Source organism: Pedosphaera parvula Ellin514 (assembly GCF_000172555.1).
Taxonomy (GTDB): Bacteria; Verrucomicrobiota; Verrucomicrobiia; order Limisphaerales; family Pedosphaeraceae; genus Pedosphaera.
In genome coordinates this window covers 1-18,795 of sequence record NZ_ABOX02000040.1, presented here as the reverse complement: position 1 = coordinate 18,795, position 18,795 = coordinate 1, and the positions used below count along the sequence as shown (strand labels likewise).

Annotated in this window: 15 protein-coding genes; 2 read left to right on the top strand and 13 right to left on the bottom strand. The window is 52.1% G+C overall.

The annotated features are described in order from the left end of the window. Positions 1-3: 3 nt before the first annotated feature. From CFLAV_RS32955 to CFLAV_RS23415, 8 genes are all read right to left on the bottom strand, one after another. Positions 4-3,516, bottom strand: a complete 3,513-nt coding sequence (locus CFLAV_RS32955; RefSeq protein ID WP_007417338.1) for a chitobiase/beta-hexosaminidase C-terminal domain-containing protein — start codon at positions 3,514-3,516, stop codon at positions 4-6. Then, positions 3,500-5,992, bottom strand: coding sequence for a beta strand repeat-containing protein (locus CFLAV_RS32950; RefSeq protein ID WP_150107559.1), 2,493 nt, complete (start codon positions 5,990-5,992; stop codon positions 3,500-3,502). The genes CFLAV_RS32955 and CFLAV_RS32950 overlap by 17 nt, the downstream gene beginning before the upstream one ends. 217 nt (positions 5,993-6,209) lie before the next feature. Continuing rightward, positions 6,210-6,434 (bottom strand): hypothetical protein, encoded by a 225-nt coding sequence (locus CFLAV_RS23440; RefSeq protein WP_007417336.1) that lies wholly within the window; start codon positions 6,432-6,434, stop codon positions 6,210-6,212. A 94-nt stretch (positions 6,435-6,528) separates the two neighbouring features. After that, entirely contained in the window at positions 6,529-6,963 is a 435-nt protein-coding gene (locus CFLAV_RS23435; RefSeq protein WP_007417335.1) for a response regulator, read from the bottom strand. 240 nt (positions 6,964-7,203) lie between these two features. After that, positions 7,204-7,467 carry a 30S ribosomal protein S20 gene (rpsT, locus tag CFLAV_RS23430; protein WP_007417334.1) on the bottom strand — a complete coding sequence of 88 codons (264 nt, stop codon included), beginning with the start codon at positions 7,465-7,467 and terminating at the stop codon, positions 7,204-7,206. Between the two features lie 121 nt (positions 7,468-7,588). Then, positions 7,589-8,956, bottom strand: coding sequence for an ABC transporter permease (locus tag CFLAV_RS23425; RefSeq protein WP_007417333.1), 1,368 nt, complete (start codon positions 8,954-8,956; stop codon positions 7,589-7,591). Beyond that, positions 8,953-9,684, bottom strand: coding sequence for an ABC transporter ATP-binding protein (locus tag CFLAV_RS23420; protein WP_007417332.1), 732 nt, complete (start codon positions 9,682-9,684; stop codon positions 8,953-8,955). The genes CFLAV_RS23425 and CFLAV_RS23420 overlap by 4 nt, the downstream gene beginning before the upstream one ends. Before the next feature lie 12 nt (positions 9,685-9,696). Continuing rightward, entirely contained in the window at positions 9,697-10,887 is a 1,191-nt protein-coding gene (locus CFLAV_RS23415) for an efflux RND transporter periplasmic adaptor subunit (RefSeq protein ID WP_040549890.1), read from the bottom strand. 354 nt (positions 10,888-11,241) lie between these two features. Between CFLAV_RS23415 and CFLAV_RS23410 the strand changes: the two genes are divergently transcribed. Then, positions 11,242-13,059: an LTA synthase family protein gene (locus CFLAV_RS23410; protein ID WP_160164647.1), complete on the top strand. Its 1,818-nt coding sequence runs from the start codon at positions 11,242-11,244 to the stop codon at positions 13,057-13,059. A gap of 116 nt (positions 13,060-13,175) precedes the next feature. Continuing rightward, complete coding sequence (locus CFLAV_RS23405) at positions 13,176-14,072, top strand: DMT family transporter (RefSeq protein ID WP_007417329.1); 897 nt, start codon at positions 13,176-13,178, stop codon at positions 14,070-14,072. Positions 14,073-14,076: 4 nt separating this feature from the next. Here CFLAV_RS23405 and CFLAV_RS23400 read toward each other — a convergent pair whose 3' ends face one another. The 5 genes from CFLAV_RS23400 to CFLAV_RS23375 all read right to left on the bottom strand — a co-directional run bounded on the left by CFLAV_RS23400 (position 14,077) and on the right by CFLAV_RS23375 (position 18,756). Continuing rightward, positions 14,077-15,039, bottom strand: a complete 963-nt coding sequence (locus CFLAV_RS23400) for a sugar phosphate isomerase/epimerase family protein (RefSeq protein WP_007417328.1) — start codon at positions 15,037-15,039, stop codon at positions 14,077-14,079. A gap of 72 nt (positions 15,040-15,111) precedes the next feature. Further along, positions 15,112-15,936: a sugar phosphate isomerase/epimerase family protein gene (locus CFLAV_RS23395; RefSeq protein WP_007417327.1), complete on the bottom strand. Its 825-nt coding sequence runs from the start codon at positions 15,934-15,936 to the stop codon at positions 15,112-15,114. A gap of 69 nt (positions 15,937-16,005) precedes the next feature. Beyond that, the gene (locus CFLAV_RS23390; protein ID WP_007417326.1) at positions 16,006-17,586 is read right to left on the bottom strand and encodes a Gfo/Idh/MocA family protein; all 1,581 of its coding nucleotides are present in this window, start codon (positions 17,584-17,586) and stop codon (positions 16,006-16,008) included. A 321-nt stretch (positions 17,587-17,907) separates the two neighbouring features. Continuing rightward, entirely contained in the window at positions 17,908-18,261 is a 354-nt protein-coding gene (locus CFLAV_RS23380; protein WP_007417324.1) for a hypothetical protein, read from the bottom strand. A gap of 159 nt (positions 18,262-18,420) precedes the next feature. Then, the gene (locus CFLAV_RS23375; protein ID WP_007417323.1) at positions 18,421-18,756 is read right to left on the bottom strand and encodes a DUF6370 family protein; all 336 of its coding nucleotides are present in this window, start codon (positions 18,754-18,756) and stop codon (positions 18,421-18,423) included. Positions 18,757-18,795: the final 39 nt, after the last annotated feature.

The following is an 18,795-nucleotide window of genomic DNA, read 5'->3' as shown; positions in this document are numbered from 1 at the left end:
AACTCAAGGTTTTTCGACGGCGCGGTAGAAGCGATAAGGGAAATTCGTTGCGTTCGGGTCTGCAAGCTGGATCAGACTGGAAGGCCCCGCGTTCGTGCCAAGCGAAATCCAATTGGTAAAATCGCTGGTTCCCTGGAAGATGTAGGTCTTTCCGACCTGGCCTGATAATTGCAATTGGAATGCGCCATTAGTGAAGTAACCCGTCGAAGTGAAAAACAATGCAGGTTGAATTGTAAACAGCGCGTTGATCGCGACGCTGTTATTGAAGCCAGTTTCGAATGCGCTCGCAGTGACCATGGCGCTGTTGGTGAGCTGGAACGGTCCCGAATAGAGCTGTGAATTCGTGGTGGGCAGCGTGCTGTCCAGCGTATAGCGAAGCGCCGCATTCGGATCAGGATGTTGCAACTGGATGGTTGCCGAATTGAAGAATGTGCCGCCCGCAGGGGTCAGGGTGGGTGGCTGGAGTGCTGGCGTTCCGGGCAGGCTGTTAATCCAGGCGGCGATTAATTGGACGGAGTTGGTATCAACAAGATTACGTGCCAATGGCGGCATTTTGATGGTTGAGTCGGTGCTGTTCATCCGGCCATGAATCACCGAGCGCCAGATGTCCCGTGGCACGATGAGTCGGGCATTGTCATAGCCCAACGTGCCTTTAACGGGTACCACATTGATAATGTTTTGATTGGTCAACGGCGTGTCGTAACGTGCGTCGAACGTGATGCCGCTGCCGCCGGGGCGATGACACTGGGCGCAGTTGGCATCGAGATACGAGCGGGCGCGATCCTCCAGTGGGACGGCCTGGTTGGTGGTGGCTGCGAGCTTCGTGTAGCTGTTGATGCCAGACTCGTCGATGGCGGGATTGAAAAGTCCCAACCGATTAAGCGTGCGGAGTTGATTGTCCGTCACACCAGAAGCAGGATAACTGAAGTTCCCATTTAGCTGCCGCGTCTTGACGCCCAGCACGTAATTGGCACTCGGGGTGTGACAGGTCAGGCAATCCTGTGGACTGGGATAATACCAGGTTTGTGTCCTGATACCGGTGGAAGTGGTGACGAGGATGTTTTCACTTAGGCTGGTGGTAAGGAGGTCCGCGTCGCTGTTATCAGCCCGCCATTTGTAGCTAACACCATAAACAGTGCCGTTGATGTCGCGCACAAGGAGGCGGGTTTCAAGGCGGCGTTTGACGCTTGGGTTCGTTTCATCGGTGATTAGGTCGAAGTGTTTGACGAACACCGTGCCGGCCGGGAAAGTCCATTCGCCAGTGGGAGCAAAACCGATTTGTTGGGTTGGAGTATAAGGTGCGCCGCTATTGGGCACCGCCATCCAACGGGTTTTCACCGCGCCGTCGGACCACAATGGAACATTGACATTGTAAGGCACGAGTCCATTGGCAGGATTCATGGTGGTGGTATTGGTAAAGACGCCTGTTTGTGAAAGTGCTGGCGGTATTGAACCATTAAATGTGGTTGGCAAGTTGAGGAACGGTGTGACTGTTGCGCGAGTGGTTAAGCCGTAAGGTTGTCCTGTGCCGGTGGTCACGGTAACAGAGACCGGGGCGGAAGTGGTGGCCAGACCCGTCGTGTCGGTCGCAACTGCTGTAAGCGTGTAAGCACCCGCCGCCAGGCCGGTCGCGGTGATGGTATAAGGACTATTACTCACACTGCCGAGCTGAATTCCATTGTTATAAAAATTTACTGCAGCAATCGCGTTGTAGGGACTTGTGGCAACTGCACTCAGCGTGACGCTCGCACTGGCCGTAAACGAGGAGCCGTTGGTTGGAACGATTAAGGAAATAGCCGGTGGCGGATTGGTGACAGGGTAAAGCTGGGTTTGTGGGATGATGGCCTTGGCCGTGGAAGGACTGCTCCAGGAAAGTTGTGCCACTACGGTCACTGCACCTTCAAAAAATTCCATCCTGACGTTGTATTTCTGTTGCGCAGCCAGCGAGATCGAGCCGCTCCATTCCGTCGGCGACTGTCCCACCCATTTGTCGATCAGCAATTGGTTGTTTATCCAAAGCCGCACGCCATCGTCCGTCCTCGTATAAAAGGTATAAGTTTCATTGAATTGAGGCTGCACCATGCCCGTCCAGCGAACTGTGAACTGATCGGTACTGATCAGCGGGTCGGGCGAACCAGTGTTCCAATCGAAATTGATAGTTGGATCGGTGCGGACCAGGGTGGGTGATCCGGCAAATGCATTTGTGCTGGAATGGTTCGAAAAGTATTCCCCTTGCAGGCCAGCGCCATTGCCGACAGCAGAACTATTGATAAAACTGGCGGTGATTACCGCACTTACTCCATTTGATATCACGGCCACAGCTTTAACCGCCAAACTGTTGGTAAGTACAAATGAGCCAATATATGGGAGTGAGTTGCTGGTTGGTGCGGTACCGTCCAGCGTGTAGTAGAGCGTTGCTCCGGGTGCAGTATTCGAAAGAGTGACGGTCACTGCGTTGGTGAAAGTGCCGCCATTGGGAGCAATGACGGGAGCGCTCACAAAAACGCTGCTGCCATAGATCGACAATGAATCCGCCGTGGCGACGTAGACCTTGCCATTAACAATTGTTGGCACAACGAATTTCACCGCCTTGCCCGCGGTATCGCGGTCCGGATTTTGGCTGGTATTGTAAAGTTCCTGCGCCAGATTCGTCGCATTGTAAGCATGGAGAACCGCAGGATTATCGGGGAATCCGGAAGTATCGAGTGCCCAAGCAATTGCGTTGTTGGTTCCATTGGCTGAAATACTGGGCGAAACGCCGGGATAACCCAGGGCGGCGGCAGTCTGCCCCACGATAGTTGGGTTAATGGACCCGTTGGCGACAGCGAATGCCTTAATCCGGTCGCCTGCGCTACCATAATAAAACATCCCATTGAAATAGGCGGGCGTACTCCACATACCACCTGCGGCGTTAGGGAGTGACTGCACAATCTGGGTGTCACCTGATGCGTTGAAGTGTCCCATATTATCCCGATCAATCAGGTAAATCGTGCCGGTCTTACTGCCGGCCACCAGCAAATGCCGATGCGCCGCGCTGCCCGCCGAGTCAGGCAACAACATCAGCCCCGCCGAACCGAGGTCCAGATCTTGATCATCCAAATACGCCTGGTTGTAGGGCGCAAAATAATCCGCGAGCGAAAGGCCATTGGTACTGGAGAGCTTGACGACACAATCGCCATAGTTGTTGTTGACGACATCGAACGTGCCATTGCCGGTTTCGAAATAAAGATTGCCGGCGGCATCGGCTGCGGGAGCATCACCAGCCTGCCAGATTGCCCCATCAAAGCCATTCGGCGTCGTGTTATAAACTCCATTTTGTGCCAGCGTATATTCGTCGTAGCCCAGCACCCAGCCGTGATACGGGGTAAAATCACAGTGTGAGCCGAAGGCAATATAAACTGTTCCATTAAGCAGGAGCAGTCCGGGACGGTTCAATTCTTTTGCTTGCATGAACGGCACGTTACCTTGACCGTCATTCCCATCGCCGTTGCCCGGGACACTAGCCTCGATGATCATCGGACCGCCCAAATTTTTCAGCGCCGCTCGTTACATCCAGCGCATGTAACCGGTGTACGAAATTTGTCGCGTTGTTTGACACCTCCTTGGTCTTGGCTTCCACGTAAATGGTCCCGGTGGCAGGATCAATTACCGGCGTGCCGGTAATGCCGATTTCCGGTCCTATGAACGTACACCAACTGGCCAGGTCATTGGCCGCATCGAGGGGCGTGATTCCCGCCGCCGGGTTGATGAAACTTACCTGCCACAGTGGAGCGGCGTTGGTGCCGCCGTTGCCATCGGCGTCAAAAGCATAAATACTGTCGTGCTCTGTGACGGCAAAAACTACGTTGTGGATCCCTTTGCCGGCAATCGCGACATTGGGCAGTACCAGCGGCTGGGCAGCCATGTAACCGTCCAGTGCGTAGGAGAAAAGTTTCCCGAAGGAGTTCGTGTTGACGTTGGCCAATGTAAGCGTCGTTTCATTGGTGTTGAGCCCCGTTCGGGCGTTGTCATTGCGATAGGTGAGCACTGAATTCAACGAGGTTGGCGGAGCATTGGATGCGGGGGGTGCAAAACTTTGGGAACCGGCAGCCCATGCTGTTCCAGCCGCATTCACCGCCTTGGAGGTGAAATAGTATGTCGTGCCAGAAACCAGCCCGGTGACGACTTGAGCGAACGATCCCGTCTGTGTGCCCAATGCGACATTCCGCGCCCAGGCTCCCGTGTTGGTGCTGCCGTCAGTCGGACCGTAATACAGTGTGATGAGAGGCGCGTCCCCACCAGTGGAGACCACTCTTCCTCCGAGCAAGGCAGAGGTTGTTTGAATGCCCGAGGCCGGTTGGTTCGTTACTACCGCCAAGGCGGGTGCCGGAGTGCTGAAACTCTGGGACGTACTGGCCCACACGGTGCCTGCGGCATTTACCGCAACGCTACGAAAGTAATAAGTTGTGTTGAACGACAACCCGGCAACCGCTTGGGTGAATGAGCCGGTTTGAAATCCCAGCGTCAAACGGCGCGTCCAGGCACCCGCATTCGTCCCACCATCTGCCGCGCCATAATAAATCAAAACCTCGGGATCGTCCCCGCCGGTTGAAACGATTCGTCCGCCAAGCGTTGCGGCGGTGGTTTGAATCCCCGTTGCCGGTGCATTCGTCACGGTTGATAATGTGAATGAACCGTTCGTTTGCGCGCCTTGCCGGCCACTCACCGCATAGATAGCCGTGGCCCCAGCTCCTGCTGCTTTCGAGAAAGTCATGCTCGCCAATGGCTTGTTGGTTGCGCCGAGTAAGGTCACCAGATTGAGTGTGGTTTGATAAAAGCGCGGATTATCCGGCGCGCCTTCCGTGGCGCCGTTGTTCAAATGGATTCGCTCCACGCCGTTAAGCGCAAAGTTTGGATTATAAAACCAATCTACTGCATTGTACGTCGCGACGAACGAGGTGCCGTCTGCAAAATTAAAAGTTACATTTGGCGAACCACCACCGCCAGCTGAGTTGGCGAGAATGGCAATGCTATTGTAGGTCGCCGGGGCAACCAGCGACAATGTGCCATTGGTCAGGCCGGTCGTGCTGCTCAATACCAGCGCATTGTTTGCGCTATAAGGTTGAAACTGGAAAGTAACTCCGTCCAGCGCGCTGCTAAACACTCCGTACGCAGGCAACCCATATGTCTTGCCAGGGAGACCGCTTTGATAAAAGGACGTCCCTTCGCCCGGATTCAACTCGGTCGCAACGCTGTTGTATGGTGGACCGGACGCATTACTCTCAATCACCAGGTCACGATTAAAACCGGTGAGGGCGATCGGTGCCAAATTGGGGGCCAGCTGGCCGCTGACCGCATAAATGGCTGTCGCTCCGGCCACTGCGTTGCCAAACGTGATGCTGGCAAGTGGTTTGTTCGTCCCGCCCAAAAGCGCGGCCACATTGATGGTGGTTTGGTAAAATCGCGGATCGTCCGGTATGCCGTCACTGCTGCCGTCCACGAGGTTGATGCGAGACACTCCCTTTAACGCCACATTGGTCGGATTCGCAAACCAATCTGGCGTGTAATACGTCGTCAGAACTGTGGAACCGTCGCTGAAATTCAAGCTGAGAAATCCAGAGTAGTTAGTGCCATATGCAGAATTGGCGAGCACGGCGATTTTGGAGTACGTCGCAGGCGTCACCAGAGTCAGTGTGCCGTTGGTGAGGCCTGTGGCACTGCTCAACACCAGTGCATTGTTGTTTGTGTAGGGCTGAAACTGGAAAATGGTATTATCGCCGGCAGTGGTGGTGAATGAGCCTGATGGCATGCCAAAACCGTAACCGGGCAAGCCTCTCTCGTAATAGGCGTTTCCCTCGCCGGGATTCAATTCGACGGCGTAGCTGGTATAAGGTGGGCCGTGCGCAGTACTCTCAACCACCAGGTCCCGGTTGAAACCGGTGACTGCGATGGGTGTCATGTTCGTAGCAGCTCGTGCGGCCGGCACAAGACTGGAGAGGAGGATTGTCAACACGTATGCGACAACGCATGCCAGTCGCCTCACCAGCAAGCCATGGTATAGCTTGCACGGAACTTCGAGGGAACACATGCCTGCTTACTATCATGTATTTGTTCCCAATGCCATTTCAATTTCCAGCGAAGGATTTTTTCTCCAGGCATGCTTTGCGGAGCAAGGGCCGGTTCCAGACGTCATCTGGAAGGCAAGCAAACCCGCTGCTTCTATCCGGCTATCAAGAATTCACGTCTGGAACTTCGTGCCAGATGCGAACAACCTGATACCACTTCACATTTTGGGTATTGGGAAGTACGATAGTCTCGACGTTGATGACGCGCACGCCGCTTGAAGAAATCCATTGGTTGGCTAGGGTCACCGTTGCTGTCAATTCTTCGAATTCCTTTGTGAAAAAACCACTATTTACGACTTCCGGAAAGAAGTCTTGGTAGCCAATTCCCATATAAATCTCCTGCAAGTTAATCTTGGGCCTTTGAACAAAGGCACATTAAAACCTTCAGCTGACCTGACCAATCGCCAGATGATGCGCCTCTCTCTCAAGCCAATCGTTGATTGGCCTCCAGCCAGAAGTAGAGAGTATGATCCAGGATGGTGCCGAATTTTTCTGAATTGGAGGTTTTGAGAAGATATGCGTTCCCACCAGCGGCATTCGCTCTTTGAATATCAATCGGTTGGGATGAGGTGCTGAGAATAACCACCGGAATCGTCCGCAATTCCGGCTGCTCACGAATCCAGCGCAGCACCTCATGACCGTTCATCCTGGGCATTTGAATGTCCAAAAAGATCAGATCGGGCAGGGGATGCCTGGTGCGATCCGAAAAAGCGCCTTTGCCACTAAGATAATTAACGGCTTCGTCCCCATCCATGGCGACCTGCACCGGGTACTTGGCTCCTTTGCGATTGAGAGCGCGCTGGAAGAAAAAAACATCATCTTCAGAATCTTCAACTAGCAGAATGGTTTTCTCTTTCATATGGAGGCTTGCTAATTTTTTCGCAACTATTGTGAAGCGCTGAAAAAAAAGCAAGCGAAGGTTGGAGTGCAGGGACGGATTGCCGATCCTGTTGTGTCGTCAACCTGGTCGCAATTCAAGGCGGGCTGGCTTTGCCATACCCCTTCAAACATTATCGTCTTCGGGCACCGGGCGGGGGAGGCAGCCTTGATAAAGAAAAAAGGCGTCTGCGCGGGAGCAGACGCCTTTTGGTAAAATGAATTACTTCACCTTGTTCAGGCGGAGAGCCAAACGGGACTTCTTGCGGCTGGCGGTGGACCGGTGGACGGTGCCAGTCTTGGCGGCTTTGTCCAGAGCGGAGGTCACTGCTTGATAAGCCTTGGTAGCCTCGTCCTTCTTGCCTGCGGTCACGAGTTGCAGGTAATTCTTCTCGAGAGTATGCAACCGCGTGGTGGTGCTGCGGTTATTCTTTTGTTTGCGGGCACTATTCCGCATGCGGCGTTCAGCTGACTTTGTATTCGGCATAAATTATCTCTATTTAGTAATTCAGAGCCGGTAACGGTAGCCGAACGGCATACGTTGTCAACGGCTTGTTTAGCTCAAAAGGATAGCATTTTTGGATGGCTTTGGCTACCACAACGGCGGATTACTCATAACGCAGCGCCTGGATGGGGTCGAGTTTGGCTGCCTTGAATGCCGGAATGAGCCCAGCCAGGATACCAATCCCAACACTGAAGGCAAACGCCATAACCATGGAGTTTAGGGTAATCACCGGAGTATTGTCCGTGGGAGAAATAGCCGAGAGCAGATTTACCAGTGCGAGTGAAGCGAGCAAACCCGCGGCACCCCCAATGACAGCGATAACCACGCTTTCAACAAGGATTTGGATAAAAACGTCGCTAAAGGTTGCGCCAATAGCCTTGCGGATGCCTATTTCACGAATGCGCTCGGTGATGCTCGCGAGCATGATGTTCATGATGCCAATGCCACCCACCAGCAAACTGATGGCCGCAATGATACCGCCACTCATACGGGCATTCTTAATCGCCTTGCCGATGTTTTCCGCCCAGTCCTCCTGCGTTTGGAAGGCAAAATCTTCGATACCCTTGTGCGTGCTCATCAACACGTTGTGGGCTTGCTGGATGGCCTGGTCCATTTGATCCACGTCCGCAACTTTTACCGCCATGCTGGAAAGACGCGGATCGGGAATATTATTGGAACCAGCCGTCGAACGGAACTTCACCCACATGGTATTCAAAGGGATATATACCGTGTTATTCTTCATCGTGAACACAAAGCTGCTGCTCCGCTTCCCGCCCCAACCCTTACTGCGAGCCGGACTATTTGTGTTGCCGGCTTCAGGCGGATGCTCCTTGATGTATTCTCGAAACTTCCGTTCCTGCTCGCTCTCATACTGCTGGAACATTCCGATGATGATAAAAGGTTGTCCCTTGATGTTAATTTGCTCGCCTACGGGATTATACTCATACCCGATTTGCTCGGGGGCTCCGAAAAGAGCATCGCGAACGGCAGTGCCGATGACACAGACGTTGCGCGCCTGCTCATCGTCAATGTCATTGAACATGCGTCCGTATTCAACCGTGTGTTGATTCATCTCCAGCGCATTCGGCCAGGTGCCACTGAATATCCAGGCATTGTAACTCTTATTTCCATGCGTCATCATGCCGTCACGAACCCGCATTTCGGGCGTCACCATCTTGATTAACGGCGCGCTTTTCTCCAACGCATAGACATCATTCATGGTGCAACCAACCGCCTGATCGGCCAGATACTGTTGGTAGGCAGGAATATCATTCTCCTCCAATCGCACGCGTTCCACACCGCCGATGGCAATCAAGGATTCTTTCATCCCGTTTTCCATGCCTTTCACCAGCGCAGACATGCCCACCAAACTGGCAACTCCCAGAATGATTCCAAGCATCGTGAGCAGGGACCGGAATTTATGAGCCCAGATTTCCTTGAAGCCCACCACTATGGCATTCAATAAATTCATGGTCGGGCTCCTTCGGTGGGTGAGGGTTTGCGATCGAGCCCCGCCAGCCGGGCATCCACTTCCTTGGCGATTTTGCCGTCCCGAATTTCAATGCGGCGGGGAGTAACGGCAGCAATTTCAGGATCGTGCGTCACCAGTGCGATCGTGCGTCCTTCCTGGCTCAGCTTGCGAAATAATTCCAAAATCGCTTCGCCAGTGTGGGAATCCAGATTGCCGGTGGGTTCATCGGCAAACACAATTTTCGGATTGTTCACCAGGGCGCGGGCAATGGCGACGCGTTGCTGCTGACCGCCGGAGATCTGCATGGGACGGTGTTTGCTGCGGTTTTCCAAGCCCACCAATTTAAGTGCTTCCATCGCTCGTATAACGCGTTCCCGGGCGGAATAGCCGCTGTAGATCATGGGCAATTCCACATTTTGCAGGACCGTCAGTTTAGGGAGGAGATTGAAGAACTGGAAAACGAACCCGATCTTGCGATTGCGAATGCCGGCTAATTGATGCGGGGTGGCGTTTTCGATCATGGTGCCATCCAGTCTGATGGTGCCTTTGGTAGGCGAATCGAGGCAACCAAGGATATGCATCAGCGTGGATTTGCCACTGCCAGAGGGGCCAATGATGGAAATAAATTCTCCGCCATCGATGTCCAGCGAAACATCATCCAGCGCACGAATCTCCTCACCGCCGAGGTGATAAAGCTTGCTGATGTTTCGAACTTCAACGAGAGCCATAATTACTAAACGTCAAAGAACGGCCCGTTTTCCTGAACTGGCAGTGTTAGTGGTCTTGTCCGTGGTATTTTGCGCCGCTTTGACCTTGGCATCGTCAGCCTTTTTCTTCTTCTTTTTGCCTGGATTCGGCTCAGGAACATCACTGGGCCTGACCAGCGAAACGGTTTCTCCGGAGGCCAGCCCATCCACTATTTCGGCGTATTGAAAGTCCGCCACTCCTATTTGAATGGGGCGAACTTCAAAATTATCCTCCTTCTTAACGTAAACATAGCGATCTCCCTGTTCCGTAAAAACTGCTGCCAGCGGGACTGCCAGAACGTTGTCAGCGGAAATGAGCGGGATAGTGAGGTTGGCCGTCATGCCGGGACGAACACGCGGATCGATATTCTTCAGGAATATTTGAGCGGCAAACCCTTTGATGTTGTTTTTAATGGTCGCCTGGGGCGCAATGCGTTGGACCGTTCCTTTAAACTTAAGCCCGGGGACAGCTTCGACCTCAATATCGACAGTTTGGCCCATTTTCATGCGGGTCACGTCGGCTTGATTCACGTGTGCGTTGACGATCATTTCCTTCAGGTTGGCAATGGTCATGACTTCGGTGCCGCTATTGAAACCACCTGAGCCAGAGACGGCCTGGCCGATGGAAATCGGGCGGGTCAAAACGGTGCAATCAAACGGGGCCACAATTCGTGTCTTGGAGAGCTGGTCGTCTACGACTCGCAACGCTTTTTGGGAACGTTCCAAGGCATTTTGAGCCAGGTCATAATCGGTTTTGCCGTCGTCGAAAACTTCCTGGGAAATCAACTTTGCTTCGCTAAGTCGTTGGTTTCGCTCGTAATTGCGATGCGTCTTCTCGACCGTAAGCTTGGCCCCTTCAATATCGGTCAGGCGGGAAGCCCGATCTGTCTGAAGGTCCTGATCATCCAGAGCAAAAAGCAGTTCGCCTTTCTTCACCTGGTCGCCGATGTCCACTGGCAACAGAGATATGCGCCCATTTATTTCCGGTCGCACTGAAACCTGGTCCGCTGGCCCAATGTCACCGGCCGAGGTGAGGACGAATTGAATGCTCCGCGATTCCACGATGGCGGTGGTGGGGCGGGCAGGGGACTGGCCTGCCGGCCTGGCTTTGGAATTCTTATTCCAATAAAAATAACCGGCACCGCCTGCCGCCAATACTACTATGATTATCAACCACTTCTTCATGTTTGAGTGAATTACCATCTTAACAATTAGGACTTCGCAGTGTAAACGCCAATCTCGTTAACATCTCTTCACAATCCCGCCATAAGCTTGACTCACCATCGCATTAAGCGAATAGTCTGCGACGACCGGGCTCACCTTTATAGATGGGTCAGGGGTCACGATTATTCGTACTAAAATGTCATGCCACCTTTGAACACAGAGAATTCCGCGAAAACGTCGGGACGGAAGTGGAAACAGTCCCGTTTTACACTAGTGGGATTTAATTTTGTAAGCCTGCTTGTCTGTTTTTTTGTTCTTAGACTCGTTCTCTTTTTCACATTTAAGCCGCCACTGCCCTCCGGAGGGGGAGATTTGGTGAAAGCGTTATTGATAGGACTTCATCTCGATATTTTCGTCGCGCTGTTGCTTTGCCTGCCTCTAATAACCTGGTTGGCCATCCTGCCGGATCGATGGTTTCGCGCCTCCTGGCATCGATTTCTGCTGAAGACGGTTCTATTTCTCTTCTGGATGGTTCAGATTTTTCTCTTATTTTCCGAATATTATTTTTTCGAAGAGTTTAAGTCCAGGTTCAACACGGTCGCAGTGGATTACCTCCTTTATCCATATGAGGTCTTCACCAATATCTGGCAGGATTATCCGGTTGGAAAAATCGCCGCCATTTGCTGCCTGGTTGCGGCCGGTCTGCTCTTCCTGATCAACAAAATCACCCGTCCAGTTTGGGACACACCAACTTCGCTCAAGCAACGCGCTCTCGTCTGGTTTGGCGCGGTTGCAGCCGTGGTGATTTTAACACCCACGGTGGGATTTCGCGAATACCGGTTCAGTAATGAAAGATTGCTGAATGAAGTCGCGAATAATGGCCAGGTGGCCTTCGCTGCGGCAGCCTGGACACATAATCTGGATTATACCGCATATTACAAAACTCTGCCGGCAGATGAAGCACTTCAGCGGACCAAAACGCTGGTGATTGAGCCGAACTCGAAATTCGTGGATAAACCTGATGCATTCCAGCGAAGCATCGCGGGCAGCACTGAAAAGCCAAGGCTCAATGTAGTTATCCTGCTGGAAGAAAGTTTGGGATCGGAGTTTTGGGGCTGTCTCGGTCGAACAAATACGTGCACTCCTTTCATGGATCAACTCGCCCGGGAGGAGGGGATGCTCTTTGAAAACCTGTTTGCTTCAGGCAACCGGACTGTGCGTGGTTTTGAGGGTGTACTTTCCTCCTTCCCGCCCTTACCAGGGGATTCCATCGTCAAACGGGACCGTTCTGAAAATGTGGAGACGATCGCCCGGGTTTTGAAGCGGGACGGGTACAACACCATTTTCCTTTACGGTGGGCGCGGCGTTTTCGACGGTATGCGATCGTTCGCCATGAATAACGGTTACGACCGGTTCGTGGAGCAGAAGCATTTTGAACATCCGACCTTTACTACGATCTGGGGCGTCTGCGATGAAGATCTGTATGACCGCTCCATCGAAGAATTTCGCGTCATGGCTGCGACTGGAAAACCATTCTTTGCCACCGTGCTTTCAGTTTCCAATCATAAACCTTTTACCTATCCGAAAGGACGGATCGCTGAAAACCCCGATTATCATCAACGTGATTTTGCCGTGAAATATGCAGATTATGCGTTGGGCCGATTCTTTCACGCGGTGAAGAAGGAATCATTCTATGATAATACCATTTTCGTAGTCGTGGCCGATCATGGAGCGCGGGTTTATGGGAGCCAGAGCATTCCAATTCATTCCTATGAAATTCCCATGCTCGTTGTTGGTCCGGCGGTCGTCAAGGAACCCAGTCGTGTTTCCCGCTTGGGAGGTTCATTGGACGTAACTCCAACCATCCTTGGAATGTTGGGCCGTCCGTATCAAACCATGTTCTTTGGACGCGATTTGTTGCACAGCCCCCCTGAAGGTGGCCGTGTGTTGCTGAATCATAATCGTGATATCGGCATGATGCGTGACAACCGTATGGTGGTGCTCAATATGTTTAAGAGTTCAGAATTTTACCATGGCGATCCAAAAACCGAGGGCATGAAGAAGATTACCAGCCCGGACGCAGCTGATTTGGAAATTGAAAAGGATGCCATGGCTCTTTACCAGAGTGCTGATGAGCTTTATACGCATGAACGTTACCGGGTGCAATCGGGTGGACAATCCAGTGCGAAGTAATATTTCTTCTCCCTTGTTTCCAAACACGTTCAATATGATTGTCTTGTTACAAGTGCCAGCGAAGTCCAGCACGCGCTAGCGCGGCTGCTTTTTCCTTACACAGCGGCTATTTTCAGATGAGACAATCGTATTTAATTATTTTAATTCTGTTGAATTGTGGGTGGGCAGCATCGCTTTCAATTTACAAAGCACTGGAGCCTTATCTTGCACCCGGCGGCATCGTGACCCTTCGCTTTGGCATGGGGACATTGATTTTGCTGCTCCTTTGGCCCTGGCTGCCAGGCAAGGCGCCGCGAGGTTGGGATCTGGTAAAGACAATCGTCATGGGAATCATTGTCTTTATGTTGGGTCATCGCATACAGGTTTATGGAAATAAAATCAGCACTGCGGGAAACTCGTCGGTGTTGATGGCGATGGAACCGATCGTCACCTCCGTGGCGGCTGCAATTTTTTTGCGGGAACACATTGGTCCGCGCCGGTTGATGGGGTTTGGATTGGGAATGCTCGGAGTCGCACTGCTGAACGGGCTCTTTGGAGCAGGCTTTCAAATGGCAGGATTGACCGCGAGCCTAATCTTTATCTCCTCGTTCATTTGCGAGGCGATTTATTCAATTATGGGCAAGCCACTAATCGAGCGGGCCAGCATCATGAAGATTCTTACCATCGCCCTGGTTGCGGGAACCATCACCAACTTGCTGATTGATGGCCCTCAAACTTTTGCGGCCGCGCGCGCGATGCCTTTAAAATATTGGTGGTTCATCTTTTATATGGCCACGATATGCACTTCCATTGGTTATGCGGTCTGGTTTGCCGTGATCAAAGAAACAGACGTGAATGTGGTGGCATTGACGGTTTTCATGCAACCCGTCGCCGGGGTTGCCATAGCTGCCGTTTGGCTGCATGAAACTCTGCACTGGGGGCAATTCTGGGGATGCGTTGCGATTATCGCAGGGCTCTCGCTGGGACTTTCCCGACAAATTAAACCGGAAGTGCCTGCCACCGTGCAGGCTTAGCAGCTCAGGTTTCCTTGGGCACGTATGGCTCCAAAGTGCGTTTGCCAATCAGTAAGCCAGTCTCTTCCAGTTTCTGTCCTGTCTGGTGATCGACCGAAGCAAGGTGCACATCGGTTGGCGCCGCGGAACCATGGTCACGATAAACCGGATCATGCCAACCTTCGAGATTCAGGTCTGAATCGTATCCTGCGCGGAGCAGGGCATGCACAATTTCTGCCCAGTTAGCCTGGCCTAATCCAGGAAACCTATGTTCAGCCACGCCCGGATGACAGATGCCATAAACTTCCATTGTATGGCGGTCGATATAGGCATCCTTGGCATGAACGTGGAATATTTTAGTGCCGAACTTGTGGATGTTGGTAACGGGATCAATCAATTGACACATCAAATGGCTGGCATCCCATTCAATGCCGATGTTTTCGCACTTTGTTTCATTAAAGAGTCGTTCCCACATGGCTGGTTGGGCGAGCATGTTAAAGCCCATGATCGGCAGGTGATAGAAGCCCATGGGGCAATTCTCGAAGGCAATGCGCACACCTTTGTCGGCAGCGAAGCGCGCAATCGGTTCCCAAAATGCGAGCAGTCGAGGGAGGAATGGTTCGAAAGGTTTATAAACCGGGTTTTCCCCTTTCGGATTAACTTCCATTTCAATCACCGCGCCCGGAAAACCGGAAACGGTTTTAACGCCAATATGAGCAGCTACTTCGATGGCACGCAGAAAAACTGAACGCGCATATTCGCTCTGTTTGGTATCCAGTGGATTCTTATACAGCGCTCCGATGGTCGATATCCGGATGTTCCGGGACTTTGTCTCAGAGGCGAATTGTTCAGCGAACGGTTTCCAGTTTGAGTGTTGCGGGCCGGCAAGACTGCCATCAAAGCGGTTCCAGGCAATGGATCCAAAACCTTGCTGGCGAGCCCAGTCAAGACGATCCACATTAGCGTCAGTCAAAAAACCAATTCTCATTTGAATATAATAAGTTGCAGCCCTTCGCGAAATACAGCCGTAAATTGTTTGTTAATGATGGATGAAAAGAGCTTACGTTCTCAGCCCCACCATGTCCATAAGCTTCGCGGTTTCACGATAAGCTTCCTCGACCCATTCGACAATCCTTGATGGATCAGGAGCATATTCAAGTTCAATGGAAACCACTCCATCATCCATGTTGAGTTCCTTTATCGCCTGAAGATACGGAGCAAATTTCACCACTCCTCGTCCGGGAGGAAGATCACCATGAACTTTCCCATCGCAATCGCTGAGATGAACATGGATGGCTTTGCCTTTCAGCTTTTTCAATTCAGCCGGACCCGTATCCGAAAGGACCAGGTGACTGATATCAATATTTGCCCTTACGCGCGGATGATTGCACTCGTCAACGAAGCGAATCATCTCCTTCACGTTGTTCAGCAAACTCAAACGAAAAGGTTCCAATTCCAGAGCGATATCGATTTTCTTCTTATCAGCGTAATCGCCGAGAATGCGGCAGGTTTCAATACCCCATTTCCATTGCTCTCCGGCGGGAATGACTTCGCGCTGCCAGATGTATTCACCCACCACGAGCAGGATGTTCTTTGCGCCCCAGATTTTGGCAAGGTCGATGAACCTTTTGCATCGTTCAACGTGGAAAGCCCGAACGGGATCGTTGAAATCGACAAGGCCGACGGCAACCACGGGTAGAGAGACGATGGGTAAATCGAGTTTGCTCGTGGTATTTGCGACGAGGCTGATCTCCTTTTTGGAGATGCCAATCGCTTCAGTAAAAACGTCAACCGTGTCGAAACCGATCCGTGAAATGTGCTTGAGGCCGGTGGCGGTGTCCACACCGGCCTGCTGAAAGGCGCTGTTGATGATTCCAAGTTTCATGTTAGGAAAGCTATAATCCAGGCGCAATGAATCCAATTATGCGTTGCATTTGTGATTAGAGGTGGTGGTTCAAGCCTTGTTTTTGTCCGGCTTTAATACCTTTAAAATTTCCGAACGAGTTTGTGCTGCATCGACGCCAAATTTTTTAAGGACGATTGCGCCAACTCCTGCACCTTCCTGAAGCAAACCCAGTAGTATATGCTCCGTGCCCACATAGGTATGATCCAGTGCCTTGGCTTCCCTGGCAGCGAGAGACAGAACCTTATTCGTCCGTGGTGAATAAGGGATTGTTTCCGTGATACTCTGCTCGGGACCCATGGGCAGGTGCTTCTCCACCTCCAGGCGCACGGCTTCGAAACTCATGCCAAGCTGGCTTAAGACAGTGAAGGCTGTGCCTTGGCCCAGGTTTATCAGGCCAAGCAACAGATGTTCCGTTCCGACAAAACCATGACGGAACCGACTCGCTTCTTTTCTAGCATTGGCCAGCACTCGCTGGGCTCGTGGGGTAAAATTGCTCACCCAAGCACTCTGAAATTTGGAAGAATTTCTCCAACTCTTCATTGCATCACCGGATTCAACATCTTTGGGAGAAATGGCGAGATGTTCCCTTGCGCTGACGTATGCCGCATCAATCAATGCCATCGTTTTCAGATTATCATAGCCACTCGTGCTGGGTTGGCCGCCATTTTCCAAAGCCAAGAGCAGGTCCGCCATGGGGCCAACAAAGGCATCGGGAAACCAACTTTCAGGCCAAACTGGGGCTTGAAAACCGTGATGGCCTTTGGAGGCATATTGAATCGTGGACGGAGTTGTGTAAGGATTGTGACACCAACCAATGCTCCCAATGGCGAGTCCATTCAATCCTTCGATTCGCCATTTGATATACTCGTCACTCACACAACCTTCTCTTGCTGGACCGGTCCAGGTATCGTCAATGCCAACACAGCGCAGACCCTTCGCATATTCGAGGATGTAGGTGCAAATGCCATCAGAATGGGGAAACTTTGTGCGAGGATCGGGACGGGTGCTGCAATAAATGCGTTCAGGCTCACCAAACCAGTAGCGAAATGTATCGAGGTGATGAATCGACATGATGCGCAGAGTGACCCAACCGAGCTCCGCCTGCCATGGTTGCCAGTGTGGAATGCCACGCATCTCAATGGTGGCGATGACAGGCTCGCCGATGGTGCCATTATCGAGCAGGGTTTTGGCCGCACGAACCGAATGGTCGTAACGCATGTTTTGGTTTACCGCGAGCAGGATGCCCGCGGCTTCACATAGCTGCACTGCTTCCTGTGCCTCGGCTAGATTTTGTCCCAAAGGCTTTTGGGCGAGGATGCCCTTGGCGGTTTTTCGCGCGCAGGCTTTTCGTATGAGCTCGAGTTGGGCATGTGGGGGAACTGCGATATCCAATACCTCAATGGAAGGATCGTCGAGTAGGTGGTCGTAAGAATTGCATACCTTGGGGACGCCATGCCGGAGCGCGACTTTTTGGGCGTTTTCCAAAGTACGTGAAGCAATGGCGACCGGGTTAAATCCTGCTTTTCTGTAAGCAACCAAGTGACAATCATTGACGATGAAACCGCTACCTAAAATGCCGATGCGAAAGTCTTTGCGTCGGGGCTGAGGTGGGTAGAGGTTTAGTTCCATGCGTATGCTCTCTTTGGCCGCCAGCGTATATGGCAACGGTGGCAAAGACAAGCGTTGAGGAAGGGGGCCTTGGTTAATAGCGCTCAGCCTTTGCTTTGGAATGCCCGCTTTCGTTTTGTTCGATGGCTCCCTGCATTGCGAGCGAATTGAGCGGGGCCGAAGCCCATTTGGTGTTTTCTTCGTATTCGCTCTTGTGCCTGGCTTTGCAGGCGATTTCCTTGCAGGTAAAAAAGTGTCCGGATACTGTTGAGAAATGCCACTATTTCCTTCTCATCAGTTGTCATAAGTCGAAGCGCCCTTTAGCCATTCAACTCAAACCACCTACCGTTGACGACCAAAATCATAACCTTGTTGGCATCCCTGGATGCGCCCGAAATGGATGACCTGCGTGCTCGAATTGCATGGCCGGTTCCAGCGGGAATAGGAGTTGCGAGCACGGGCTTCCGGGCTGCCAATGTAAACCACCGAGGAACTGCGACGCGGATAACAATCAAGATCATTATTTGCCACTGGAGTAGCATCGGTTGGAGTGGTGCAGGCGACCGTGGGCTGACAAACCGCCTGGGTGGTGTTTACGCACCCCGGAACATAATTGGGATCGTAACAGTTTTGTGCCTTGGTTTGTATTCCCGCGAGTGCGGTTGCCAGTACTGCCAAAGAGAGAATCCTTTTCATAACATAATTTCTGATTTGTCAATTTGACGGAAGGCGCGGGGCAAGAATTCAATGGCGGAGGTGGCCGGGGCTTTGAGATGAATCCCGTACAAACGACACCCGCCTCCCAAGGCCTACATAGCTTGGGAAGCGGGCGATTAGAAACAAATTGTCAGAAGCTTACTTGGCGACTTCGATTTTATCGGCAGTGAGCATCATTTTGCCGTCTTCCGTTTTCACAGTCCCGGTAGCGGTGACCTTCTTGGATTCCTTGCAGATGTTTTCGTGGAAACTCTTACTCACGTCGTTTTGCACGAGGTAGTAAGTGGTGGTTTTGCCATCTTTTTCAACCTGGATGGCATTTTGGCACTTGTCGGCTTCTTTGAGGGCGCACTTCGCGCACTTGCCTTCACCGGTGATCGTCACGGTTTTATCCGCGGCAGAGACTGGAGAGACAAGAGCGAGCATCAGGAAGGCTGCCACGCCTGCGATTAAGGAATATGTGAGTTTTTTCATATAGTTGTTGGGAGGGGATGATGGTCAAAAGATTAACTT